This is a genomic window from Rhodococcus sp. P4_C10, from assembly GCF_056402135.1.
The window spans coordinates 1-25,249 of the sequence record NZ_JBFUHZ010000044.1 but is presented as its reverse complement, the minus strand read 5'-3'; the positions used below and the strand labels follow the sequence as shown (position 1 = coordinate 25,249).

General features: G+C 67.4%; 17 protein-coding genes and 4 pseudogenes. 13 read left to right on the top strand and 8 right to left on the bottom strand.

Translation table 11 applies throughout. The features are described from left to right. The first annotated feature begins 25 nt into the window (after positions 1–25). Complete coding sequence (locus tag AC1DWC_RS22085) at positions 26–448, top strand: hypothetical protein (RefSeq protein ID WP_477911501.1); 423 nt, start codon at positions 26–28, stop codon at positions 446–448. Further along, complete coding sequence (locus AC1DWC_RS22080) at positions 448–2,577, top strand: transglycosylase domain-containing protein (protein ID WP_477911499.1); 2,130 nt, start codon at positions 448–450, stop codon at positions 2,575–2,577. The genes AC1DWC_RS22085 and AC1DWC_RS22080 overlap by 1 nt, the downstream gene beginning before the upstream one ends. A 91-nt stretch (positions 2,578–2,668) precedes the next feature. On the opposite strand, the gene abc-f is transcribed toward AC1DWC_RS22080, so the two are convergent. From abc-f to AC1DWC_RS22065, 3 genes are all read right to left on the bottom strand, one after another. After that, positions 2,669–4,315, bottom strand: coding sequence for a ribosomal protection-like ABC-F family protein (abc-f, locus tag AC1DWC_RS22075; RefSeq protein WP_477911497.1), 1,647 nt, complete (start codon positions 4,313–4,315; stop codon positions 2,669–2,671). 287 nt (positions 4,316–4,602) lie between these two features. Next, entirely contained in the window at positions 4,603–5,700 is a 1,098-nt protein-coding gene (locus tag AC1DWC_RS22070; RefSeq protein WP_477843592.1) for an inositol-3-phosphate synthase, read from the bottom strand. After that, complete coding sequence (locus tag AC1DWC_RS22065; protein WP_072846135.1) at positions 5,693–6,253, bottom strand: PadR family transcriptional regulator; 561 nt, start codon at positions 6,251–6,253, stop codon at positions 5,693–5,695. The genes AC1DWC_RS22070 and AC1DWC_RS22065 overlap by 8 nt, the downstream gene beginning before the upstream one ends. A gap of 368 nt (positions 6,254–6,621) precedes the next feature. Here AC1DWC_RS22065 and AC1DWC_RS22060 point away from each other — a divergent pair, with 368 nt between their 5' ends. The 3 genes from AC1DWC_RS22060 (at position 6,622) to AC1DWC_RS22050 (ending at position 11,407) form a co-directional block, all read left to right on the top strand. Further along, positions 6,622–7,047 (top strand): DUF5318 domain-containing protein, encoded by a 426-nt coding sequence (locus AC1DWC_RS22060; protein WP_477843589.1) that lies wholly within the window; start codon positions 6,622–6,624, stop codon positions 7,045–7,047. A gap of 527 nt (positions 7,048–7,574) precedes the next feature. Then, the gene (locus AC1DWC_RS22055) at positions 7,575–9,746 is read left to right on the top strand and encodes a transglycosylase domain-containing protein (RefSeq protein ID WP_477911523.1); all 2,172 of its coding nucleotides are present in this window, start codon (positions 7,575–7,577) and stop codon (positions 9,744–9,746) included. A gap of 47 nt (positions 9,747–9,793) precedes the next feature. Continuing rightward, entirely contained in the window at positions 9,794–11,407 is a 1,614-nt protein-coding gene (locus AC1DWC_RS22050; RefSeq protein WP_477911495.1) for a glycosyltransferase family 87 protein, read from the top strand. 13 nt (positions 11,408–11,420) lie between these two features. On the opposite strand, the gene AC1DWC_RS22045 is transcribed toward AC1DWC_RS22050, so the two are convergent. Continuing rightward, complete coding sequence (locus AC1DWC_RS22045; protein WP_477911493.1) at positions 11,421–12,824, bottom strand: glycosyltransferase 87 family protein; 1,404 nt, start codon at positions 12,822–12,824, stop codon at positions 11,421–11,423. A gap of 185 nt (positions 12,825–13,009) precedes the next feature. Between AC1DWC_RS22045 and rpsF the strand changes: the two genes are divergently transcribed. The 5 genes from rpsF (at position 13,010) to dnaB (ending at position 16,621) form a co-directional block, all read left to right on the top strand. After that, the gene (gene rpsF / locus AC1DWC_RS22040) at positions 13,010–13,297 is read left to right on the top strand and encodes a 30S ribosomal protein S6 (RefSeq protein WP_072846106.1); all 288 of its coding nucleotides are present in this window, start codon (positions 13,010–13,012) and stop codon (positions 13,295–13,297) included. Between the two features lie 65 nt (positions 13,298–13,362). Further along, a complete protein-coding gene (locus tag AC1DWC_RS22035; RefSeq protein WP_072846105.1) occupies positions 13,363–13,887 on the top strand; it encodes a single-stranded DNA-binding protein in 525 nt (174 codons plus the stop codon). Between the two features lie 63 nt (positions 13,888–13,950). Further along, positions 13,951–14,193 carry a 30S ribosomal protein S18 gene (rpsR, locus tag AC1DWC_RS22030; protein WP_072846104.1) on the top strand — a complete coding sequence of 81 codons (243 nt, stop codon included), beginning with the start codon at positions 13,951–13,953 and terminating at the stop codon, positions 14,191–14,193. 13 nt (positions 14,194–14,206) lie between these two features. Next, complete coding sequence (gene rplI, locus AC1DWC_RS22025) at positions 14,207–14,662, top strand: 50S ribosomal protein L9 (protein WP_072846103.1); 456 nt, start codon at positions 14,207–14,209, stop codon at positions 14,660–14,662. A gap of 567 nt (positions 14,663–15,229) precedes the next feature. Then, positions 15,230–16,621, top strand: a complete 1,392-nt coding sequence (gene dnaB, locus AC1DWC_RS22020) for a replicative DNA helicase (RefSeq protein WP_072846102.1) — start codon at positions 15,230–15,232, stop codon at positions 16,619–16,621. A 165-nt stretch (positions 16,622–16,786) separates the two neighbouring features. Here the strand turns inward: dnaB and AC1DWC_RS22015 are convergent, their stop codons facing one another. Next, positions 16,787–17,581, bottom strand: coding sequence for a bactofilin family protein (locus AC1DWC_RS22015; RefSeq protein WP_477911491.1), 795 nt, complete (start codon positions 17,579–17,581; stop codon positions 16,787–16,789). Positions 17,582–18,170: 589 nt separating this feature from the next. Here AC1DWC_RS22015 and AC1DWC_RS22010 point away from each other — a divergent pair. Beyond that, positions 18,171–19,226, top strand: a pseudogene (locus tag AC1DWC_RS22010) (IS256 family transposase); the annotation flags it as partial. A 13-nt stretch (positions 19,227–19,239) separates the two neighbouring features. Here the strand turns inward: AC1DWC_RS22010 and AC1DWC_RS22005 are convergent. The 3 genes and pseudogenes from AC1DWC_RS22005 to AC1DWC_RS21995 all read right to left on the bottom strand — a co-directional run. After that, positions 19,240–19,527, bottom strand: a pseudogene (locus tag AC1DWC_RS22005) (integrase core domain-containing protein); the annotation flags it as partial. Positions 19,528–19,531: 4 nt separating this feature from the next. Next, positions 19,532–20,944 (bottom strand): IS30 family transposase, encoded by a 1,413-nt coding sequence (locus tag AC1DWC_RS22000; protein WP_477911489.1) that lies wholly within the window; start codon positions 20,942–20,944, stop codon positions 19,532–19,534. Positions 20,945–21,008: 64 nt separating this feature from the next. Further along, positions 21,009–21,883: pseudogene (locus tag AC1DWC_RS21995) on the bottom strand (IS3 family transposase); the annotation flags it as partial. Between the two features lie 31 nt (positions 21,884–21,914). Between AC1DWC_RS21995 and AC1DWC_RS21990 the strand changes: the two are divergent. After that, a pseudogene (locus AC1DWC_RS21990) lies at positions 21,915–22,145 on the top strand (IS256 family transposase); the annotation flags it as partial. A 1,164-nt stretch (positions 22,146–23,309) separates the two neighbouring features. Further along, entirely contained in the window at positions 23,310–23,957 is a 648-nt protein-coding gene (locus AC1DWC_RS21985; RefSeq protein ID WP_174914123.1) for a flavin reductase family protein, read from the top strand. Positions 23,958–25,249: the final 1,292 nt, after the last annotated feature.

Sequence of the window (25,249 nt, the reverse complement as noted above, 5' to 3'; positions counted from 1 at the left end):
CGTGATTCGCCCCCGGGGACATCGGGTGGCCGTCCTCCGGGCGAGCAGTCCCAAAGCGGGCGTCCCCCGGGTGCTCAGCCTCCGAGCGGTCGTCCCCCGGGGGGTCAGCCGCAGGGAGGACGCCCTCCGGGCGCACCAGGTGCTCAGCTCCCAGGTGGTCGTCCCCCCGGTGTGCGACCTCCGGGCGCACGAGGTGGGCCTCCCCCAGGTGGCCCGCCCCTGCGCGGGCGCCCGCCGGCCGGTCAGCCGCCGGGTGGACGGCCTCCGGGTCCCCCGGGTGCTCGGCCCCCGGGCGGTCAGCCTCCAGGCGCGCATTCCCCCGGTGCTCAGCCGCCGGGTGCTCAGCCGCCGGGCGGAGACTCCCCGGGTGGAGGCTCGGGTCGACCCCCGGACGGGCCGGGCGACGAGCCCACTCCCCCGCCGGGCGGGAGGCGCCGCAGACTGCTGATGTGGTCCGCGGTGGCGGCGGTGCTGCTGTTGGTCGTCCTCCCTGCCGCCGCGTTCGCCATCGGGTACGGCCTGGCGGTGGTGCCCCGGCCGGCCGACATGCGCACCAACCAGGTGGCGACCATTCTCGCCACCGACGGCTCGACCATCACGAAAGTCGTCCCGCCGGAAGGCAACAGGACCGAGGTCGAGCTGACCGACATCCCCGAGCACGTGCGGACTGCGGTGCTCTCCGCGGAGGACCGCGACTTCTACTCCAATCCCGGCTTCTCGGTGTCCGGCTTCGTACGGGCGGCCCGCGACAACGTCCTCGGCAAGGCCAGTGCGGGCGGCGGCTCCACCATCACCCAGCAGTACGTGAAGAACACCCTGGTGGGAGCCGACCGGAACCTGGTCCGCAAGATGCGTGAGCTGGTGATCTCCTCGAAGATGGCGCGCCAGTGGTCCAAGGACGACATCCTCGCCGCGTACCTCAACACCATCTACTTCGGTCGTGGCGCGTACGGCATCGCCGCCGCGTCCAAGGCGTTCTTCGACAAACCCGTCGGGGAGCTGACCGTCGCCGAGGGCGCGGTGCTGGCGTCGGTGATCCAGAGTCCGTCCCGACTGGACCCGGAGACCAATCGGGCCGGGCTGGAGTCGCGGTGGAACTACGTGCTCGACGGGATGGTGGGCCTCGGCGCGCTGAGCGCGTCGGACCGGGCGGCGACCGAGTTCCCGGTGGTGGTGCCGCTCGCACAACTCGTCGACGCCAACGCGGCACGGGGACCGGAGGGGCTGATCCGCGCCCAGGTGCTCGAGGAACTGGCCGCGTCGGGGATCAGCGAGCAGGAACTCAACACGGAGGGTCTGCAGATCACCACCACCATCGACGCGACCGCGCAGGCCGCGGCGCTCGACGCGGTGGCGACCACGATGGACGGCGAGCCACCCGAGCTGCGGGCCGCGGTGGTCTCGGTGGACCCACGGACCGGCGGGGTCCGGGCGTACTACGGCGGCGCGGACGGTGCGGGCTTCGACTACGCGCAGGCGCCGCTGCAGACGGGGTCGTCGTTCAAGGTGTTCGGCCTCGCCGCGCTGCTCGAGAACGGCCAGGGGCTGCAGACGATGTACAACAGCGCCCCGCTCACCGTCGGCCGGGTGGAGATCACCAACGTCGCCGGCGAAAGCTGCGGGACCTGCACCATCGCGCAGGCGCTCAAGCAGTCGCTCAACACCAGCTTCTACCGGATGACCCGGTCCTTGGAGAACGGCCCGGAGCGGATCGCCGATGTCGCGCACCGGGCCGGCATCCCGATGCAGATCCCCGGCCTCGAGGGCCCCACCCTGAGCCAGGACGGGGGTCCGCCGGAGGACGGAATCGTGTTGGGGCAGTATCAGACTCGTCCGATCGACATGGCGTCTGCGTACGCCACGCTCGCCGCGTCGGGGGTGTACCGGGCACCGCACTTCGTGCAGCGGGTGGTCACCGCCGACGGCCGGGTGCTGCTCGACCGTGCGCCGGACCCGGGCGAGCAGCGGATCGACCCGGCGGTCGCGGACAACGTCACCCAGGCCATGTTGCCGATCGCGTCGTACTCCAACGGGCACGCGTTGGCCGGTGGGCGACCGTCGGCGGCGAAGACGGGCACCGCTCAGTTCGGTGACACCGGGCAGAACAAGGACGCCTGGATGGTCGGCTACACGCCGTCGCTGTCCACCGCGGTGTGGGTGGGTGGCGCGCAGCCGCAGGCCATCGTGACCAGATGGGGCGGCTCCGTCTACGGGTCGGGGCTGCCGTCGGACATCTGGAAGGGGACGATGGACGGGGCGCTCGACGACACCGACTGGGAGTCCTTCCCATGGCCGAAGCCGATCGGCGGCCAGGCCGGGGTGCCCGCCAATTCGGGCAGCGGGTCCGGCGGTTCGACGAATGCGAACGCGAACGCGAATGCGAATGCGAACGCGGGCATGAGCGCAGGCGCCCCGGCCGCGGTGGCGCCACCCCCCACGCCCGCGCCCGCCCCGGTCCTGGAGATTCCGGTGGTGCCGCCGCCGGTGGTGCCGCCCGTCATCGTCCCGCCGCCCCCGCCTGCCGGTCCGCGGACGGTGGAGATCCTTCCGGGTGTGGTGATCCCGCTGCCCGGCTGAGGCCGGCCAGCCGCGTGGCGGTGGGCGGGTCTTCGGACTCGACCACCGCCACAGGTGTTTTCGGGCCAACTTCGACGCAACCCGAACCGGGCTAGGTCCCCCCACTCCCCCTGCCGGCCGCACCTCCGAGGGGGAGGACCTCGCCGCGGAACCGTCGGCGCATCCGCCTGTCGTGGGTCACCAGGACGACGGTGCCCGCGAACGAGTCGAGGGCCTCTTCGAGTTCCTCGACCAGCGCCGGCGACAGGTGATTTGTGGGCTCGTCCAGCAGCAGCAGTTCGGCGCCCGAGGTGGCCAGCAGCGCCACCTCGAGCCGCCGGCGCTGCCCGAAGGACAGTTCCGCGAGCGGCCGATGCAGGTCGTCGGGGCGGAACAGGCCGAGCGAGAGCAGTTCCGCGGCAGCGTCGTCCGGGCAGCAGCCGGGCCGCCGCGCGGCGAAGGCCTCCGAGAGCGTCACCGCCGCGGGCCACGTACCGCCGGACTGCCGCAGGAACCCGACGTGGGCCGGTGCACACACCTCGCCGCTGTCGGGCACGATCTCGCTCGCGATCACCCTCAACAGCGTCGTCTTGCCGGCGCCGTTCGGGCCGGTCACCAGGAGTCGACCCCCGGCCGGTATTTCGAGTTCGGGGACCGTCAGCCGGGAGCCGACGCGCACGTCGTGCAGTCGCACCAGTGGGCCGTCGGGCGATCGCGGGACCTGTGCGGACAGGGAGGCGGTTAACCGCAGCGGATCCGGTGGTGGCGCTACGGCATTGCGTGTGAGTCGTTCGATCCTCTCCTTGGCGTTGCGGATCCGTCCCATCGCGCCGTGGTCGCGGCCCCGGGCCCGGAACGCCCCGTGGCCGAACCCGGCCTTCTCCTGCCTGCGGGGGATCGCCTCGAGCCGCGACGCATTCGCCGCGACGAGTCGTGCGTTGCGCACGAGTTCGGACCGCCACTCCTCGTACTGCTGCAACCGCTTCCGGCGCTCGTCGGCCTGCGCCGCAAGGTATCCGTCGTAGCCGTTGCCGTAGCGCCGCACTCCGCGCTCGGCCACCGCCAGGATCACCGGCGTCAGGCGCGCCAGAAACGCGCGGTCGTGGGTCACCGTCACGACCGTGCCGCGGTGGGTGAGCAGGCGTTCCTCGAGCCACTCGACGGCCGTGTCGTCGATGTCGTTCGTGGGTTCGTCGAGCAGCAGCAGTTCGGCGTTCGAGGCCAGGCTCGTGGCGAGCGCCAGGCGGGCCTGTTCCCCGCCCGAGAGCGTGCCGAGGCGGCGAGACCGGTCGAGGCCCGGCAGGCCGAGGGCGTGCAGGCCGCTGTCGACCCGATCGTCGACGGTGTACCCGTCCATGCTCTCGAAAAGGACTGTGGCCGACGTGTATTCGGTGAGCAGCGCATCCAGTTCGTCCGGGGCGGCAAGGGAGAGGCGCTGTTCAACGTCGCGGATACGTGCCTCGAGCGCGCGCACGTCGCGGAGGATGTGGTCGATCGCGGCCCGGACGGTCGCGCCGCCGGGCAGGTCCAGTGACTGCGCGGCGTGCGCGATGCCGCCCGGTGCGACGACGCGGACCTCACCGTTGTCGGGAGGGGTGCGTCCGGCGAGCAGCGCGAGCAGGGTCGACTTGCCGGAACCGTTGTCGCCGACGACACCGACCTTCTCGCCCGGCGAGATCGACAGATCCACGCCGTCGAGGACGACGCGGTCGCCGAAGCGCTTGGACGCGGAACGGAGGGAGAACTGAGAGACGGGCATGGGTGCGGTCCTTGTCCCCGGAAGCTTCCGGGTGATCGAGAGGAATGAGTCCTCGCACGACCGACCCCGCCGAGTCGGGAGGGGTGGTGCGCTCAGGACCCGCCGCGGAGCATGCTCGACGCGGCGTCCCGATCTAGGAATTGAGTGTGCCCATGTCGACGACGGTAGCAACGGCGACCGGTGCCGTCCACAGATTTTCCGGCTGCGTCGAAGTTGGCCCGAAAACACCTGTGGCGGTGGGTGAGTCCGAAGACCCGCCCACCGCCACAGTGTGCAGCTGAGTGCTTTTACTCGGCGCCGATGATGAAGGCCTCGAGGTCGGCACGTGCCTTGTCGTCGGCCATCTGGATCGGCGGCGACTTCATCAGGTAGGCGGAGGCCGGGTAGACCGGTCCGCCGATGCCGCGGTCCAGCGCGATCTTCGCGGCGCGGACGGCGTCGATGATGATGCCGGCGGAGTTCGGCGAGTCCCAGACCTCGAGCTTGTACTCCAGGTTCAGCGGGGCGTCACCGAAGGCGCGGCCCTCGAGGCGGACGTACGCCCACTTACGGTCGTCGAGCCACTCGACGTAGTCCGAGGGGCCGATGTGGACGTTGCGGTCGTGGACCTTGCCGGCCAGCGAACCGGTCAGGTTCGACGTCACGGCCTGGGTCTTGGAGACCTTCTTGGACTCCAGGCGCTCGCGCTCGAGCATGTTCTTGAAGTCCATGTTGCCGCCGACGTTGAGCTGGTACGTGCGGTCCAGCACCACGCCGCGGTCCTCGAACAGCTTCGCCATCACGCGGTGGGTGATGGTGGCGCCGACCTGGCTCTTGATGTCGTCACCGACGATCGGGACGCCGGCGTCCTTGAACTTCGCGGCCCACTCCGGGTCGGACGCGATGAACACGGGCAGGGCGTTGACGAACGCGACACCGGCGTCGATGCAGCACTGCGCGTAGAACTTGTCGGCCTGCTCGGAGCCCACCGGCAGGTAGGAGACGAGGACGTCGACCTTGGCGGCCTTGAGTGCGGCGACCATGTCGACGGGCTCGGCGTCGGAGACCTCGATGGTCTGCGCGTAGTACTTGCCGATGCCGTCGAGCGTCGGGCCGCGCTGGACGGGGACGTCGAGCGGCGGCACGTCGGCGATCTTGATGGTGTTGTTCTCGCTGGCGAGGATTGCCTCGGACAGGTCGAACCCGACCTTCTTCGCGTCCACGTCGAAGGCGGCGACGAACTCGACGTCGCGCACGTGGTACTGGCCGAACTTGACGTGCATCAGACCGGGGACGGTCGCGTTCTCGTCGGCATCCTTGTAGTACTGCACGCCCTGGACCAGGGACGAGGCACAGTTCCCCACGCCCACAATGGCTACGCGCACCGCGGTGCTGTTCTCACCCATGGTCGGGTTCTCCTTCTTTCTTGAGTGCTGCAGTTGATGTGTTCTCGGCCGCGATCAGCTCGTTGAGCCAGCGGACCTCGCGTTCACTCGACTCGAGTCCGAGCTGGTGAAGCTGGCGGGTGTACCGGTCGAGTGAGCCGCTGGCCCGCCCGATCGCGTCGCGGAGGCATTCCCGGCGCTCCTCGACCTGGCGCCGCCTGCCCTCGAGGATCCGCATCCGCGCCTCGGCGGGGGTGCGACTGAAGAAGGCGAGGTGGACGCCGAATCCGTCATCGGTGTAGTTCTGCGGTCCCGTGTCGGCGACGAGCTTGGCGAACCGCTCCCGGCCTTCGGGGGTGAGCGCGTACACACGCCGGGCGCGTCGAATGACGGTGCCCGTCGGACCGGTGTCCTCGGCGATCGACCCGTCGGCCTGCATGCGTCGCAGCGTCGGGTAGAGGGAGCCGTAGGAGAAGGCGCGGAACGCCCCCAACAGGCCGGTCAGCCGCTTACGCAGCTCGTATCCGTGCATCGGCGACTCGAGGAGCAGCCCGAGAATCGCCAGTTCGAGCATCGCCACACCTCCTGAGTCGTCGAAACCTAACCGCATGATGCGATTACAAACTATATCGCACCGATATATACGGACACACGAACAAAGTTGTGTTGTCCGTGACGTGTCGTGCCCGGACAGTGTCGCCGGATCGACCGAACGTCACACCCGTTCGGCCTGTGTCGGCGAACGAGGCATCGGTGACGTCGAGCGCGGGTCGGATCGGACTGCGGAACCGGCCGGGAACCATGGGTGTGCGTGACGTCGATCGAGATTGTGGGAACCGTCACGCCGCATGCCCCGATCTTCTTGGCGATTTGCCCGGCGTGTCGCCTCGAAATGGCCGTCCGACCCGAGACCGGGCGGCCTTGCCCACGTACGCTGGTCACGTGCGATTGCAGCGGCAGGTGGTGGACTACGCCCTCCAGCGGCGATCCCTGCTGGCCGAGGTGTACTCCGGCCAGACGGGCGTCAAGGAAGTGTGTGACGCCGATCCCTACCTGCTGCGCGCCGCGAAATTCCACGGCCGGCCGTCTGACGTCACCTGCCCGATCTGCCGGAAAGAGCAGCTCACGCTCGTATCGTGGGTGTTCGGGGACAAGCTGGGTGCGATCTCGGGATCGGCCCGGACGTCCGAGGAACTGGTCCGACTGGCGACCACGCAGGAGGAGTTCTCGGTGCACGTCGTCGAGGTGTGCCGAACCTGCAGTTGGAACCACCTGGTGCAGTCGTACGTTCTCGGATCGATCCCGGTACCCAAACAGACCCGCAGTCGACCGCCCCGATCCCCGAGCAGGCGCACCGCGAGCGAGTGAGCCCGAAGCCCTTGACCGAAAGCCATGTGGCTGACACCGAGTGACACAGCCGTGTCAACGCGAGCACTGGAGATTCCTACGTGAGTTCCCCCTACGACAACGGGCAGGGTGGTCGACCCACCGGATTGCCGCGGCCGAGTGGCCCGCCGCCGGGCGGGCGCCAGCCTGGGTACTCGCAGCCCGACTTCGCCCGGCAGCCGCACCCGCAGGCAGGCCAGGGCCGGCCCAACCCGGCCGGGTACCCGCAGGCCGGTGCGCCGCGTCCGAACCCGCAGCCGAACTACGCGCAGCCCAGCAACGCGGTGCGCGGGCAGCCGCCGCGCCCGGCGGCTCCGCGTCCCGCCGCGCCGCGGACCGCCCCCGGTGGTGGCAACGGGCCCGGCGGTCGCCCGCCGACCGGCCCGCCGCCGTCGGCTCGCCGGTCGGGTGGCACCGGTGGGCAGCCGCCGAAGCCGCCGAAGAAGAAGGCCGGTTCGAACCGTTGGAAGATCGTCCGGCGTACGGCGTACGGCCTCGTCGCGCTGGGGATGGTCATCCCGATGCTGGCCTTCATGATCTCCTACCTGATGGTCGACGTGCCCAAGCCCGGCGACATGAAGACCAACCAGGTCGCGACGATCTATGCCGCCGACGGCAGTTCGGTGCTGAGCAAGATCGTGCCGCCCGAGGGCAACCGCACCGACGTGTCCATCGACCAGATTCCGGTGCACGTGCGCAACGCGGTGCTCGCCGCCGAGGACCGCGACTTCTACACCAACCCGGGCTTCTCGGTGTCCGGCTTCGCCCGCGCCGCGCGCGACAACGTGCTCGGCAAGGAGAGCGCCGGCGGCGGCTCGACCATCACCCAGCAGTACGTGAAGAACGCGATGGTCGGCAACGAGCGCTCGATCACCCGGAAGATGCGTGAGCTGGTGATCGCGGCGAAGATGGCGCAGCAGTGGTCCAAGGACGACATCCTCGCCGCGTACCTCAACACCATCCCGTTCGGCCGGGGCGTGTTCGGCATCGCGGCCGGGTCGGAGGCGTACTTCGGCAAGCCCGTCGAGGAGCTGACCGTCGAAGAGGGCGCCGTGCTGGCGTCGAGCATCCAGCAGCCGTACGGACTGGACCCGTCGACCAACCCGACCGGCGCACAGACGCGCTGGGGCTACGTGCTCGACGGCATGGTCGATGCGAAGACCCTGCCCAGTAGTGAGCGCTCGGGGATGGTCTACCCCCACGTGGTCCCGCTCTCCGAGTCGGACACCGGCGCCGAGGGCAGCGGCCCGGCCGGCCTGATCCGCGGACAGGTGCTCCAGGAACTGACCGCCAACGGCATCAACGAGCAGGTCCTCAACACCGAGGGCCTGCAGATCACCACCACCATCGACCAGCAGGCGCAGGAGGCCGCGGAGAACGCGGTCGCCAAGAACATGGAGGGCGAGGACCCGGACCTGCGGACCGCAGTGGTGTCCGTCGACCCGAAGACCGGCGGGGTGAAGGCCTACTACGGCGGCACCGACGGATCCGGGTACGACTTCGCGCAGGCCGGCCTGCAGACCGGTTCGTCGTTCAAGGTGTTCGGCCTGGCGTCGGCGCTCGACGAGGGCATCCCGCTGTCGAAGATGTACGACAGCGGTCCGCTCACGCTCGGCGACATCACCATCACCAACGTCGAGGGCGAGTCCTGCGGGACGTGCACCATCGCGGAGGCGATGAAGCGGTCGCTGAACACCAGCTTCTACCGGCAGATGATGTCCATCGAGGACGGCCCCGACAAGATCGCCGACATCGCTCACAAGGCCGGCATCCCCAAGGAGATCCCGCCGGTGACGGGTACCACCCTGCAGGAGCCAAACGGCCAGTCCGAGTACGGCATCGTGCTGGGGCAGTACCAGTCCCGGGTGATCGACATGGCGTCCTCGTACGCGACGCTGGCCGCGTCCGGCGTCTACCGCACCCCGCACTTCGTACAGAAGGTCGTGACCAGCGACGGCACCGTGCTGCTCGACCGCGGCACCGTCGTTCCGGGCGAGGCCCGGCTCAAGCCGGCGGTCGCCGACAACGTGACCTCGGCGTTGCAGCCGATCGCCGCGTACTCGCGCAACCACGGCCTGGCGGGCGGACGGCCGTCGGCGGCGAAGACCGGCACCGCGCAGCTCGGCGACACCGGCCAGAACAAGGACGCCTGGATGGTCGGCTACACGCCGTCGCTGGCGACCGCGGTCTGGGTGGGCACCGAGCAGGGTCTGCCGCTGCAGAACAGCTGGGGCGGGCTGATGTACGGCTCGGGGATGCCGTCGGACATCTGGAAGGCGACGATGGACGGTGCGCTCAAGGGCACCGAGGTCGAGTCCTTCCCGACGCCGGAGCCGATCGCCGGCCAGGCCGGTGTGCCGGCCTACACGGCGCCGTACACCCCGCCGAAGACCACCGCGGCGGCGCCGACGACGACGCCGCCGAGCGCCTCGCCGCTGACCATTCCGCCGGTCGAGGTGACCACCCGTCCGGTGGAGATCCTGCCCGGCGTGACCATCCCGATCCCCGGGCTCAAGCCGGCCCCGACGACCGCGGCCCCGACGACGGTCCCGCCGCCCGCGCGGTCACCGGGCCAGCCGCTGGCCGGTGAGGACGACGACGACACCGGCGCCGGCACCGGCGGAGGCACCGGAACCGGCACGGGTGGCGCCGGTGGGGGTGTCCGACAGGCCACCCCGTAGGGACGCAACTGACCCCGGGGAACTGGCCGGTCGGTAACGTCGCCACGGTGGCCGAGGACTCAGAGGGACAGACCGCCGTGGACGACGCGGGGGTGGTGTCGCCGGCACCGCTGGCAGCCGACGTCCGGTCGGTGCCCGGACGGGACCTGCCGAGCCGCACCGACCCACTGACCACCCAGCTCAGCGGGGTCATCGGCGGTCCGGTCGGCCGGCACGCGCTGATCGGCCGGACCCGGTTCCTCACGCCGCTGCGGGTGATCCTGCTGCTGGCGCTGGTGTTCCTGGCGATGGGGTGGTCGACGAAGGCCGCCTGCCTGCAGCAGGCGCCGAACGGCCCGGACGGCGCGCTCGGCCTGGACTGGAGCGGCAGCCGTCAGTACACGGCGCTGTGCTATTCGGACACCGTGCCGCTCTACGGGGCGGAACGGCTCAACGAGGGCGCGTTCCCGTACAAGAAGTCGTGGGAGGAGACCAACGCCGACGGCTCGGTGACCACGCGGTACATGGAGTACCCGGTGGTCTCGGGCCTGTACCAGTACGGCTCCATGGCGGTGGCCAAGGCGTGGGACTCGGTCCACTGGCTGCCCGGCGCGCTGCAGGTGGTTGTGTACTTCAACGTCGTCGCGTTCGGCCTGGCGCTGGCCTGGCTGGTGACGGTTTGGGCGACCGTGCTGCTGGCCGGCCGCCGCATCTGGGACGCCGCCCTGGTCGCGTGCTCGCCGCTGGTGGTGGTGCACGCCTTCACCAACTTCGACCCGCTCGCCACGGCCTTCGCCGGCGGCGGCCTGCTGGCCTGGGCGCGGCGCCGGCCGGTGCTCGCCGGGGTGCTCCTGGGCCTGGGCGGCGCGGCCAAGCTGTACCCGCTGCTGCTGCTGGGCCCGCTGCTGGTGCTGTGCCTGCGGGCCGGCCGGATGGCGTTCTGGTGGCGCGCCGCCGCGGCCGCCGCGGCGGCCTGGCTGGCGGTGAACCTTCCTGTCGCCGCGGCGTTCCCGGACGGCTGGCGGGAGTTCTTCCGGCTCAACTCCGAGCGCGGCGCGGACCCGGATTCGCTCTACAACGTGGTCAGCTCGTTCACCGGGTGGACCGGGTTCGACGGTGCGCTGGCGCGGGGTGAGGCACCGACGAACCTGAATGCGGTGTCGCTGGTGCTGTTCGTCGCGGTGTGCGTGGGCATCGGGTACGTCGCCCTGACGGCGGCGCGGCGGCCGCGGGTCGCGCAGCTGTGCTTCCTGCTGATCGCCGGCTTCCTGTTGACCAACAAGGTGTGGAGCCCGCAGTACTCGCTGTGGCTGGTGCCGCTGGCCGTGCTGGCGCTGCCGCACCGACGAATCCTGTTGGCGTGGATGACGATCGACGCACTGGTCTGGGTCCCCCGGATGTACTACTACCTCGGGGTCGGCAACAAGGGGCTGCCCGAGCAGTGGTTCACCGCGACGGTGGTGGTCCGCGACCTCGCGGTTCTGGCGCTGTGCGTCTTGGTGATTCGGCAGATCTACCGGCCGGCGACGGACCTGGTGCGCCGCGGCGGGGTGGACGACCCGGCGGGCGGGGTGCTCGACGGCGCCCCGGACGCGCACCCCGGCTGGCTGCCGGGCTGGCTGCGACCGCCGGCCAGGCCGGTGGCATGGTCACAGGCCCCGATTCCGGTCGCCGCCGGCTGACGGCGGAGGGGCGTCAGCGCGGGTCGGCGGCCAGCGCCCCGACCGGCACGGGGGCGCGCTCGGGGGCCGGCGGCGGGGGCTCGGCCTCGTCCGGCTCGGTCGGCGGGGGCTCGAGGCGCAGCGGCGCCCGCAGGAACAGGAAGAACAGCGCCAGCAGCAGCGCCGCGCGTCCCCACACCCCGGCCTGCACGACGAACTCGAGCGTCGTCGCGTCGGTCCCGGTGTAGAGCGCGTCGAAGTAGCGGAACACCCCGATCCCGACTGCCAGGTCCGCGACCAGGTAGGCGCCGACCAGCGACCAGGGCACCCGCAGCAGCACCAGGAACGGGAGCAGCCACAGCGTGTACTGCGGCGAGTGCACCTTGTGCAGTTCCATGAACCCGCACAGCATCGCGGCGCTCACCGCCACCCACGGGTAGGTGCCGTCGCGGCGGTAGCGGCGGTGCCCGAGCCACAGGGCGAGGGCGAAGGCCGCGAGGACCAGGGCGGGCGATGCGACGGAGACCACCTGCGCGTACGTGCTGTCCGGGCCCTCCGTCGAGGTGAACAGCGGCCGCAGTCCCCAGTACCAGATCGAGTTGGTGGTGATGTCGGCCTCGCGCACGGACTGGAACGTGAACGACGCGCGCCAGCCCTGGTAGCCGGCCAGGGCGAACGGCAGGTTCACCGCGACCACCGTCCCGACGGCCGCCGCGGTCACCGCCAGCGCACCCCTCGGGTCGCGGCGCCCCGTCGCGGTGACCGGGAGTTCGCGCCCGCCGCGTCCGCCCGTGTAGACGTACGCGATCAGCGGCAGCAGGAACGCGCCCGGGTAGATCTTCAGGCACAGGCCGAGCGCGAGCAGGACCGCGGCGACGACCCCCCGGGTCCGCAGCGGGACCCGCTCGTACCGGGCAACCACGAAGACGGCCGCGGTCGACGCCGCGACCACCGGCAGCTCCCAGTTGTGGAAGCCGTAGAGCACGAGCGGCGGGCTCGCCGCCCACAGCAGCGCCGGCCAGCCGGCGAGCCGACCGAGCATCCAGGCGGTGGCCAGCCCGAACGGCAGCAGGATCAGCGCGGAGTGCATCAGGAACTGGGCGTCGGTGTTCGCGCCGATGCCGCCGAACCACATCAGCAGCCCGCTGAGCACCGGGTACTCGACGGTGCCGCCGGTCAGCCGGCCGGCGGTGATCGCGCCGCCGATGTACGGGAACAGGTGCTGGTCGATGCCGCGGTCGAGCCAGAGGAACTGGATGTCGGAGTAACAGACGGTGCTGTCCTTGATCCGGTCGAAGACCAGGCTGCGCCCGGAGCTCTCGAAGGGCGCCCCCGCGCAGCGCGCCTTGTTCAGGTACGCGAGCAGCAGGGTGAGCAGGCAGGTGAGGGTGATCGCCACCACCGCCGGTGTCGTGATCGCCCGGCCCCGACTCCCCATGACTGCCAGCGTAGGTGCCGGTCGCCCGCGGTTCCCGCACCCGACCGTCGCGGTTCCGCGGGAAACGGGCGATTTCCCAGGTCAGGGCCGGGGCGTGTACCCTGCAAAGGTTGCTGACGCAACGACCCTCCTGTCACGGACAGCCCGTGACCGTTTCACTAGTCCATAGGAGGTGATGAGGTCTTATGCGTCATTACGAATTGATGGTCATCCTTGACCCCAGCCTGGACGAGCGCACCGTCGCTCCGTCGCTGGATACGTTCCTCAATGTTGTTCGCCAGGAAGGCGGCAAGGTCGACAAGGTCGACGTCTGGGGAAAGCGTCGTCTCGCCTACGAGATCGCCAAGAACAGCGAAGGCATCTACGCGGTTGTCGACATCAGTGCCACCCCGGCCACTGTTGCAGAGCTGGATCGCCAGCTCGGCCTGAACGAGTCGGTGCTCCGCACCAAGGTTCTGCGCCACAACAAGTGACGTCTGTCTGTGTCGAGTCATAGGCTCGACGCAAGTCAGATTCCACCCACTGCAGGAGGAGCCACATGGCAGGCGACACCGTGATCACCGTCATCGGAAACTTGACGGCTGATCCCGAGCTTCGATTCACCCCCGCGGGCGCGGCCGTTGCGAACTTCACCGTCGCATCGACACCCCGCACCTTCGACCGTAATTCCAACGAATGGAAGGACGGCGAGGCACTGTTCCTGCGCTGCAACATCTGGCGCGAGGCAGCAGAGAACGTCGCCGAGTCCCTGACTCGCGGTTCTCGGGTGATCGTCAGCGGCCGGCTCAAGCAGCGGTCCTACGAAACCCGTGAGGGCGAGAAGCGCACTGTCGTGGAACTCGAGGTCGACGAGATCGGCCCCTCGCTCCGCTACGCAACCGCGAAGGTCAACAAGGCCAACCGCGGTGGTGGCGGCGGCGGAGGCGGGTTCGGCGGCTCCTCGGGTGGCCAGGGCGGTTCCCGCCCGGCCGCCAACACCGGTGGAGACGACCCCTGGGGCAGCGCGCCCCAGGCGTCCGGCTCCTTCGGTGGCGGTGGTGGAAACGACGAACCCCCGTTCTGATCTCAGCTCCTCGCGAGCGTGGGTTCGAACGCGAACGAACATTGAGAAGTACGGAGAAGACCAATGCCGAAGCCGCCGTTGCGCGACAAGGTGATGAAGAAAAAGGTCTGCGCGTTCTGTAAAGAGAAGAACACGCTGATCAACTACAAGGACACGACGCTGCTGCGTAAGTACGTCAGCGACCGCGGCAAGATCCGCGCGCGGCGTGTCACCGGCAACTGCGTCCAGCACCAGCGGGACGTGGCAGTTGCCGTGAAGAACTCGCGTGAGGTCGCACTGCTTCCTTACGTCTCGACGGCTCGCTAAGGAAAGGGAAGACATGAAGCTGATCCTCACTGCAGACGTGGACAACCTCGGTGTCCCCGGCGACACCGTCGAGGTCAAGGACGGTTACGGCCGTAACTACCTGCTGCCCCGCGGTCTCGCGATCGTCGCCACTCGTGGCGCCGAGAAGCAGGTCGAAGGCATCCGCCGTGCGCAGGAAGCCCGCGCCGTGCGCGGACTCGACCACGCCAAGGAGATCAAGGCCGCGATCGAGGGCCTCGAGGGTGTCTCGCTGACCGTCAAGACGGCCGGCGACTCGGGCAAGCTGTTCGGCTCGGTCACCGCCGCCGACGTTGCCGCCGCCATCAAGGCAGCCGGTGGCCCGGTTGTCGACAAGCGCAGCCTCGAGCTGCCGAAGGCGCACATCAAGGCGACCGGCAAGCACGCCGTGGTTGTGAACCTGCACCCCGACGTCGTTGCCAAGTTCCACCTGAACGTGGTCGCCGGCTAGTCCGACCCCACGCTCGACGAAGGGCCCCGCAGACTCCGGTCTGCGGGGCCCTTTTCTTGTCCGGGGAGCGGACCGCTGGGGTGCCGCGGAACCGGTTCCCGAGCCTGACCAGGAGATTGTGACGGCAACCTAAACGAGCGTCCAGTTTGTGTGATATGTCACTGTGTGCCAAATCATGTGTGAGAAGGTTCAAGTCGGCGCCACGCCCGGCCGCTCGCCCCCGGCGACACGCCGAACGACTTTCCATTCACAGGGGTGTGAACGAAAAAACGGCCCGCTACCTGCAGGGATCCGAGATGTGATACTCGTTATCCTCAGGTTGTCCCCAGGGCATCAACAACCCGTTCCTGTGCATTCCACAATTTATCCACAGCTGTGCACACAGTCGGTGTTGTCCCCGGGCTGGTCTGTGCATAACCTCGAGCGGGCGCGTCCGCCGACAGCCGTGCGGGACCCCTCGGGACCCGGCTGGATTCAGATGTCGGTGGGTGCGCGTATCTATTGCGTGCAGGGTGATCCGGAAGCAGCTGCGGACGGCGCCCGAACTGTGGGGAAGGGCGTATCGCCGTGGCGGTTGTCGATGATCGTGGACACTCGGACTATTCGGGACCGCAGGAACCGGCGCCGGGTGAAGACTTCGGTCGTCAGCCCCCGCAGGACATGGCGGCCGAGATGTCGGTGCTCGGCGGCATGCTGCTGAGCAAGGACGCCATCGCGGACGTCCTGGAGCGGCTCCGGCCCGGCGACTTCTACCGGCCCGCCCACCAGAACGTCTACGACGCGATCCTGGACCTGTACTCCCGCGGTGAGCCGGCGGACCCGGTGACCGTCTCGGCGGAGCTGGAGCGCCGCGGCGAGCTGCGCAGGGTGGGCGGTGCGCCGTACCTGGTGACGCTGACCCAGACCGTGCCCACCGCCGCCAACGCCGGCTACTACGCGGAGATCGTCGCGGAGAAGTCGATCCTGCGCCGGCTGGTCGAGGCCGGCACCCGCATCGTGCAGTTCGGCTACGCGGGCTCCGAGGGCCAGGACGTGGCCGAGGTGGTGGACCGGGCCCAGGCCGAGGTCTACGAGGTCACCGAGCGCCGCACCTCCGACGACTTCGTGCCGCTCGAGGAGCTGCTGCAGCCGACGATGGACGAGATCGACTCCATCGCCACCCGCGGCGGCATCTCGCTGGGCGTGCCGACCGGCTTCAGCGAGCTCGACGAGATCACCAACGGCCTGCACCCCGGGCAGATGATCATCGTGGCGGCGCGGCCCGGTGTCGGCAAGTCGACGATCGGCATGGACTTCATGCGGTCCTGCTCGATCAAGCACGGCATGCCCAGCGTCATCTTCTCGCTCGAGATGGGCAAGACCGAGATCGTCATGCGACTGCTCTCGGCCGAGGCGAAGATCAAGCTGTCGGACATGAAGTCGGGAAAGATGACCGACGAGGACTGGACCAAGCTGGCTCGGCGGATGAGCGAGATCAGCGAGGCGCCGATGTTCATCGACGACTCCCCCAACCTGACCATGATGGAGATCCGGGCGAAGGCCCGCCGGCTCAAGCAGAAGCACGACATCAAGCTGGTCGTCCTCGACTACCTGCAGCTGATGACGTCCGGCAAGAAGGTCGAGTCACGTCAGCAGGAGGTCTCGGAGTTCTCCCGCTCGCTGAAGCTGCTGGCGAAGGAACTCGAGGTCCCGGTGGTGGCGATCTGTCAGCTGAACCGTGGTCCGGAGCAGCGGACGGACAAGCGCCCCCAGGTCTCCGACCTCCGTGAGTCCGGCTCGCTCGAGCAGGACGCCGACATGGTCATGCTCCTGCACCGGCCCGACGCCTTCGAGCGGGACGACCCGCGTGGCGGCGAGGCGGACATCATTCTCGGCAAGCACCGTGGTGGTCCCACCGCGACAATCACTGTCGCACACCAGCTTCACTACTCGCGGTTCGTGGACATGGCGCGGGGTTAAACCACCACGCCAGAATAAGAATAAATAAAGCGACGGCAGTCGTTAGATAGATAGGGAGCCTTCGCAGGATCAGCGTGCAGGACGGGTAGCCAGGACTGGTTGATGGCGGTTGGCTGACGTATCCGATCGGCTCGCTCACCGGAGTCCCGCTCTGTTTGCTGATCGTTAAACAGGACAGTCAGTAGCAGGGCCTTCGTCCGTGCGCTTCCACCCGGCGATACGAGCCCGGCACAGCGCCTCCAGCGCCTCGTGCTCGGCGCGCCAGCGGGCATGATCTTGCGTTGTTCCTGGCCACGTCTGTGAGCGCCGATATACCTCGGCAGGGAGTGTGTCGATGGTGCCGCCATGCCAACACCCGACCGATAAGTTGTGGCCGGCGGCGGTGCGGGTGAGAGTCGCGGCGACGGACTGGGAGCCGATAGGGTAGACGACGAGGATGTCCTGGCGCTCGGTGACAGTTGCTCGGCCGTGCACCTCCGCCCGGCCGGATACCCTCGCGTCGCCGGACACGTCCGCGTTGCCGTACACGCTGGCATTGCCTTCGACCTCCGCGTCGCCGAATACCCTCGCCTCGCCATGCACCGTCGCGTCTCCGGACACGTCCGCGTTGTCGTACACCTCGGCGTCGCCGTACACCTCGGCGTCGCCGTATACCCGCGCGTCTCCGGAGACCTCCGCATTGCCGGACACCCTCGCGTTGCCGGACACGCTCGCGTTGCCTGAGGCCTCCGCATTGCCTGAGATCTCCGCGTTGTCGGATACCCACGCGTCGCCAAACACCCTCGCGTCGCCTGACACCCACGCGTACCCGGACACATTGCGCTCGCATTCGACCCACCCTCCGACGTCGCCCTTACGGACGCCGTACCGCGGCATGTCGCGTGTGGCACGGATGCGATGCAGGTTGTGGCCGAAGTAGTTTCGCGTTTCGTCGGTCAGCTCGAAGTACTTGCCGGTCATGTCGTCCTTCGCTTCTGGTCTCCGTCCACACACAGCCGAGGCGCAAGACGGCTCGCTGTATGAGGAGGCTGGCGGCGAACATTCTCCCCTGGGCCTCCATTCCGAAGCTCTCGAACCAGTGTCGGGACGCCGCCCGCACCGTGGAGACACCACCGCGTGAAGGACACCTCGGATAACGGGGCGGGGCACGAAGAGTGAGGCATCTCCCGCGCACCGGCGACTACATCAAGGACACGCATTACCCCGGCTCAGGGGAACGTCGGCCCGAATGCGCGCCGCCATGCCATCAAGCCGGAAGCCGGCGCGTTTGCGCCGATCGCCGGGCTACCTGAGGCCCGGATGGGGTGACAGGAACCGGTACCGAGTGCCGGCGGCGTCCGCGATGGTGGTTTCTTGGAGCTGCGGAAGGGTGGCGGTGGAGACCGAGAGTCAGCGTGGCTGCGATGAGCTGGCTTCGGCTCGGACCAGGGCTGTGGAAAGGGACATCTTCGCACGGAATTTCGTGGACAAGTGTCGCGGAAGATCTTGGAAATCCCAGGCGGCTCGGACAAGTAGGCCCGGAACCTACAACGGCCGGCCTAGGCGTCGTCTGGACACGCTCAAGGGCGCCGATGTGGCGTCCGTGTTCGCCGAACTGATCCGCGCCGGCCTGCAGGAGCTGATCGAAGCCGAGGCCACCGAGGCTCTCGGCGCCGGCCGCTACGAACGCACCGACACCCGATCCACGCACCGCAACGGACACCGCAGCAAGACGATCTCGACCACCAGCGGCGACGTCGAGGTCAAGATCCCCAAACTGCGGGCCGGCTCGTTCTTCCCCTCGCTGCTCGAACGCCGCCGGCGGATCGACAAGGCCCTGCATGCGGTGATCATGGAGGCCTACGTCCACGGCGTCTCGACCCGCAGTGTCGACGACCTCGTCGCCGCGTTGGGCGTGAGCTCTGGAGTGTCGAAGTCCGAGGTCTCCCGCGTCTGCGCAGGCCTCGACGCCGAGATCTCCCGATTCCACGACCGCACTCTCACGCACACCACGTTCCCGTACGTGTTCCTCGACGCGACGTATTGCAAGGTGCGGGTGGTGCGCACGTGGTCTCCCTGGCCCTTGTCGTGGCGACAGGGGTGTCGATCGACGGCACCCGCGAGGTCCTCGGCATCGCCGTCGGAGACAGCGAGTCCTTGGAGTTCTGGCGCGAGTTCCTGATCGGATTGAAGGCCCGAGGTCTGTCGGGAGTGCACCTGGTCGTCTCCGATGCCCATGCTGGCTTGAAAGCCGCTGTCACGCAACAGTTCACCGGTGTCGCATGGCAGCGCTGCCGGGTGCACTTCATGCGGAACTTACAAGGCGCCGTGCACTCGAAGCACGTGCCGCCCGTGATTTGCCGCGGTCAAAACTATCTTCGCGCACACCGACCCCGTCGAGGTCGCCGCCCAGTGGGACCAGGTCGTCGACACCCTCACCTCATCGTTCCCGAAGGTCGCGGCGATGATGGAATCCGCGAAACACGACGTGCTCGCGTTCACCGCGTTCCCGCGGGCGCACTGGCAGAAGATCTGGTCCAACAACCCGATCGAACGCCTCAACAAAGAGATCAGACGCCGAGCCGACGTCGTGGAGATGGGACTGCCCCCACTTCGGTTGACTCGTGGGGTTGAGTGGTTCAGGCCGCGTGTGCGGTCTGGTTGATTGTCTCAAACTCGACTGGCGTGAGCTTCCCGAGGCGGCGTTGCCGGCGCTTGCGGTGGTAGGTCCGCTCGATCCAGATGACGATCGCCAGACGTAGTTGTTCCCGCGTGGACCAGTGCTGCCGATCCAGGACGTTCTTCTGCAGGAGTGCGAAGAACGACTCCATCGCAGCATTGTCGCCGCATGCGCCGACTCGCCCCATCGAGCCCTGTAATCCGTTGCAGGACAGTTCGTGAACGAAGCTCCGTGACCGAAATTGGGCGAGTTCAACCGGTCGATGCAACACCGGACTGTTGAAGTGAGCGTAGCTGTTCGTCGAAGACCTCGGCGGGGGTCTTCCAGCCGAGGATCTTGCGGGGTCGGTTGTTGACAGCGAATGTGACGGCCTCGAGTTCGTCCGCAGACCACCGAGACAAGTCGGTTCCCTTCGGGAAGTACTGGCGCAGTATCCCGTTCGTGTTCTCATTCGTGGGTCGCTGCCAAGGGGAGTGCGGATCGGCGAAGAACACCTTTGTGCCGGTATCGAGCGTGAACTGGGCATGCCCGGAGAGCTCTTTCCCGCGGTCCCAGGTGAGGGTCTTGCGGAGCTGTCCGGGGAGCCTCGCCATCGAGGCCGCCAGAGCGGCGTTCATCGCGACGGCGCCGTAATCGCCGAGCGACGTACCGTTCTTCACGGGTGGTTTCTCTCCCCAGCCTTCCAGCCGAGGAAGATGAACGAGAAGGATGGATCGGCTGCTGCGCTCGACGAGCGTGCCGATCGCGGACCGGCCTGTCCCGATGATCAGATCGCCCTCCCAGTGACCGGGGACCGCGCGATCAGCAGCTTCAGCCGGGCGTTGGGAGAGAACGACATCCGCGGTGACATGCCCTTGTGGCTTGTTCTGCGACCGTGCCCGAGGCTCCCGCAGCGCGCGGCCGGTACGCAGACAAGTCACCAGTTCGCGTTTGAGCGCGCCACGGCCCTCGATGAACAGCGACTGGTAGATCGCCTCGTGACTGATGCGCATGGACTCATCATCCGGGAAGTCGACCTTCAGTCGTTGCGATATCTGCTCCGGGCTCCACGCCATCGCCCACTTCCTGTCCTGCCGATGCGGCTTGTTCAACCCCTTCCACACTGGTGTCACCGGGCCCGTGACAACGCTCCCGTCGGGGCGCCGAACGCTGCCGACGAGCCGTTCCTGCACGTACTCATGCAACCTGTCGTTGCCCACAAGCTTCGCGGTCTTCGGACGCTTCGCGGTCTGCTGCGCCTTCCACTGCGCCACCAGGGCCCGGTAGACCTGCTTGCCGCTCCGGGTCGCCGCGTTGCGGCGCAGCTCGCGTGAAATCGTCCCCGGGTCGCGTCCGATACGGCGGGCGATCTCGCGGACGCCGATGTCCTGAGCGCGCAGTAGCGCGATTTCCTCGCGCTCCGCGAATGACAGGTAACGGCCCGTGGGCTCGTCCAGACTGATCGGTGGCATCCCGCCAGCGTGACGGAACCAGCGGGAGCCGACCGGCCATGACACGCCAACAGCTTCCGCCGCCTGCACCGTCGTCACGCCCGAGGCGATCCGCCGCCAGAAGTCCCGCTGCACCGCACGCGACGGCTCCGGCCGGCCCGGTGAACGCATCGGCGGCCGCAACGCCCGATCCGCCGCCCACTGCCGCCGCGCACCCGAAGGCGCCTCCGGCATCTGCTTCCCACCACATCCCATCGCACACCTCCGTGATCGAGGTGTTGCGACGACCGGTTGAATCCGCCCTGACTCCCTCTGTCGGAATGCACGATCGTTCCGGCCGGGTCGCGTTGATCGACTGCATTACGCAACGCCGACACCGCCAACGACGCCCTCATGCGCGAGTCGATCGAGTAGCCGACGATCTTGTTCGAGTACACATCCTTGATCGCGCAGAGGTAGAGCTTGCCTCGTCGGTGCGGTGCTCGGTGATATCGGTCAGCCAGACCTCGTTGGGCCGCCCAGCGGCGAACTGGCGGTCGACGAGGTCGTCGTGGACCGGCGGGCCCGCCCTTCTGTTCAGGCCTCGCTTCTTCGAGAACACCGACCAGATGCGCTCCTGCGAGCACAGCCTGGCGACACGGTTCTCGCCGGCGGCGATGCCATATTCGGGCAGCTCGTCGGCGATGAAACGGTAGCCGAATGCGGGATCGTCGGCATGAATGGCACGCGCGATGTTGATCAGATGTGCGTCGTCCCAATCACGTTGTGTGACTGGATCTTTCTTCCATTTGTAGAACGCTTGGGTGGAGAATCCGAGAACCCGGCAGGTCACCGTGACGGGCACTCCGTCAGCAGCGAGGTCAAGGACCAGCGGGAACATCATTTTGGGTTGACGTCCCGGGACAGATAGGCGACGGCACGGCGCATGACCTCGGCTTCTTGCTCGAGGAGCTTGATCCGTTTGCGGGCTTCCCGCAGCTCGGCAGACTCGTCTGAGTCGGTGGACTTCCCGCCGGTGCTGACGCCGTCCTCGCGGTCGGCGATCTTCAGCCAGCGGTATAGGCATCCTTCGGAGATTCCGAAGTCCTTGGCGATCTGACGCAGCGGGGCCTCGCCCTTGCGGGCGACCGCGATGACGTCGCGGCGGAACTCGTCGGGGAACGGCTTCGGCATGGGGAGCATCCTTCCATCGTGAGGAGTGATCCTCACAGATCAGATGTCAACCAAACCGGGGGCAGTCCCGATCTTCCCCAACCCGGCCGCGTTCCTACGCCTGGCGACCGCGGTGGTGATCGAGCAACACGACGAATGGCAGGTCACCCGCCGCTACGTCTCCGACGTCAGCATGGACGAACTCCGAGCCGTGATCGCCACGAAGGAACACGCCGCCACCACACCCGCCGAGAGGATGTCGACCACACTCGAAATCAGTTAGCATTCAACCTGACTCGTTGATCACTATGCGATCTCGAACCTGATCCGAAGTCCACCACCCCGCGGGGCACTATCCTCACCCACAGTCACTCGTGGGTTTCTGTGGGTGACCGTCGATAGATGTAGTTATCGCACCCAGCATCGGAAGATGCCCGGTCCAGGTAGCCCCGACCTGAAACGCGTGTGACTCTCGGGAGAGCGCAGCCTCAAGCTCGAGCTGCTCGTGTGAATCCAGACTCTCGTAGATCCGAACGATCTGCCTACATTGAAGAAGGCCACCGCGCCGTCGCCCGTTGTTCGGCTCTAGCGATGTCAATCTTCCTGATCCTTACGCTGCGCTCGCTGCTTCCCCGATGAGACGAGGGGGCTCCTCCGTGGTGCGCCTCATCTTTGGCCAAGCGTCTTTGAGACCCGTTGCCGGTGCCCCTGTGATGTCGCCGGTCCGCCACTGAGGTTTGTCGATTGGTTGGTCGCGGCGAAGCTTTGCCCCTCGAACACGACTACCGTGCATTGGAAGTCGCACTTGGTCTGAGTCCCACCTGTGAGCTCCAGGTCACTTCAATAACAGTATCTACTTCTGAGTGCGGGCGTTTGTCGATCAGAGTGACCGTCAGCGACTCCAAGACCCGGTTGAGGCCCGCCGACCCACCGACGACCTGGTTGCGCGAGGCTCCGCCGCGCACGCGCACCGAACGAGCTGCGACTGGCCGACCTCACCGGAAACCGCGCCGTGAAACGCAAGCTCTACCGCTGCGCCGTCGCGGACAGTGAACCGGATTGGGGACTACTTCTGACGACTCGATGGTCAAGCCCCACTGGTTATTTGAAGGGCTGGATTCCGCGCCGAAACGGCGGTGATGAACCTAGTCAATTCATCGCGCCCGGCCAGTGAGTTCATTCATCCATCCCGCCTGTCTTCTCATCAACACCTCAGTCATCGGGGTGTCGCGACGATCGACTGCATTCATTCAGTTTCGGTCGGGAACGTTCGTTCAGGCCCAGCCGTCGCCATATGGTCGGATCCGTTGGGTCGCGTGGACGCCTGTGCTGAAGAGTTAGCTTTGCGCGCTTTGTTTAACATCGAACGACTGATGTCGCTACTCTGCTACAAATACTGAAGTTAGCTGGTTGCTGGCATGGTGCCGGTTTCGGACAGGAGATGCAGATGTTCTACAGGCCGGAAGTCGAATCGAGCGGACTGCCGTACAACCCATTCAAGGCGTCCTGTGTGCCGCGACCTATCGGCTGGATGTCGACGGTGGACGCGAACGGAGTGCCGAACCTAGCCCCTTACAGTCAATTTCAGAACGTGACGTGGGACCCGCCGACGATCTCAGTGGCGGTGAACTGCCAACCGGACGGTCGCCCGAAGGACACCGCCGCCAACGCGATGGCAACCGGCGAACTGGGCTGGAGCATGGCCACCGAGCGTCATTTCGACGAGATCGTCATGACCAATCATGACCTCCCCCCTGCCGTCAGTGAGTTCGACTACGCAGGGCTGGAGTCCGTCCCGTCGACGCTAATCAAGGCTCCGCTCGTGGCCGGAGCCCCGGTGCAGTTCGAATGCAAGCTTCAGCAATCGATCTTCCTGCCTGGTGCCACACCTGAGTCGTCCACCTACCTGCTGATCGCCCAGGTGATCGGAATCCACATCGATGAGAACTTCCTCACCGACGGTATGCTCGACATCGAGAAGATGCGTCCGCTTGCACGCCTGGGATACCTTGACTTCACGGTTGTCGAGAAGACAGTTCACCCCCCCACCGCGAGCATGAGAACGCCAGAGTCCATCGCCTTCATGTCCGAGTAGATGATCTATGGGCCAGAGTGATGGTACTCATGGTTAACCATCACTCGGCCCCGTCTTGCAGTTATCGCGACCCAGTCGCGGAAGTTGTCTGGTCGTCCGCGGGAGTGTCGGTGTGACCGTCAAACCTGCTCGGGTAATGCTGCGCGACACCGATGGTGGTGACGACCCCAGACAGGGGCTGGTGGCGGTCAACACCACCGCAAGTGCACCTGCGGTGGTGTTGACCGCCGAGTCCGCGCTGGTGGGTCGGGCGGTGGGGGCGTCGAAGTCGGAGAACACCCGGCGGGCGTACGTGTCGGATTGGCGACGCTTCGAACGCTGCTGCTCGGCGTGGAGATATCAGGTGTTGCCGGCGGATCCGTTGGTGGTGGCCCGTATCTCGCGGAGGCTGCGGAACCGCGCGACGAGGCCGGTGAGCGGGTGTCTGCGCCGACGATGCCGGGCACGTCCACTCCGTCGTGGAGGGAGTAGACCTCGCGCAACTCCTCTGTCCACGGGGTTGTCGTCCTCTCCGCTTCTTGTCGATCCAGCAGGCCCTGTGGCGGGCGAACAGCCGCCGCAGTAGCCAGTGCGACGTCACGAAGGAGCGGTATATACGCACGCCATACCTCGGTGAAGGTCGTCATCGCCCGAATGTACCGGGCTAGTGATCGTTGTCGGTCGGTCGCACGGCTGCCCGAAACCACGATGCTTGGCACGAACCGGCACCGAGTGCCTGCAGCGTCCGCGGTGACGGTCTCTTGCGGTCGCGGAGCGGTGACGGTGGAGATCGCGAGTAAGCATGGCTGCGATGGTGTGGCATCGACTCGGACCAGGGCTGTGGCAATGGACATCTTCGCCCGGAATTTCTGGGACAAGTATCGTGGAAGTTCTTGAAAGTCGCAGGTCGATCGGACAAGTAGATCCGGAACCTACACCACCGGTTCGGTTGTCGACTTGCAGCGAAGATTAGCGAAACGCGACGCTAGTTTAACTAGCGCGGTTCGACGCGATCCTGGGCTCTACCTGCGATGTCTACGGTCAACTGGCGTCCGATGTCGGGCGAGGAGTACTGCCGGATCCCTGCAGTGTCCGGACACGAACGCGCCGTGTTCCTGGTGTGGGACCGACGGTCGCCGCCGTCACTCCATCTGGCTCCAGGGACGTGGCTCCAGCAACCCGACCATAATCGAGTCATGAGTGTCCCCGCGCCTGAATCCCCCTCGTTCGAGCATGTCGACTTCGAGGCACTCGATTCGTTCCGTTTCCCGGACGGCGGCGGGTACCCCCAGAGCTACCGCGAGTTTGTTCGC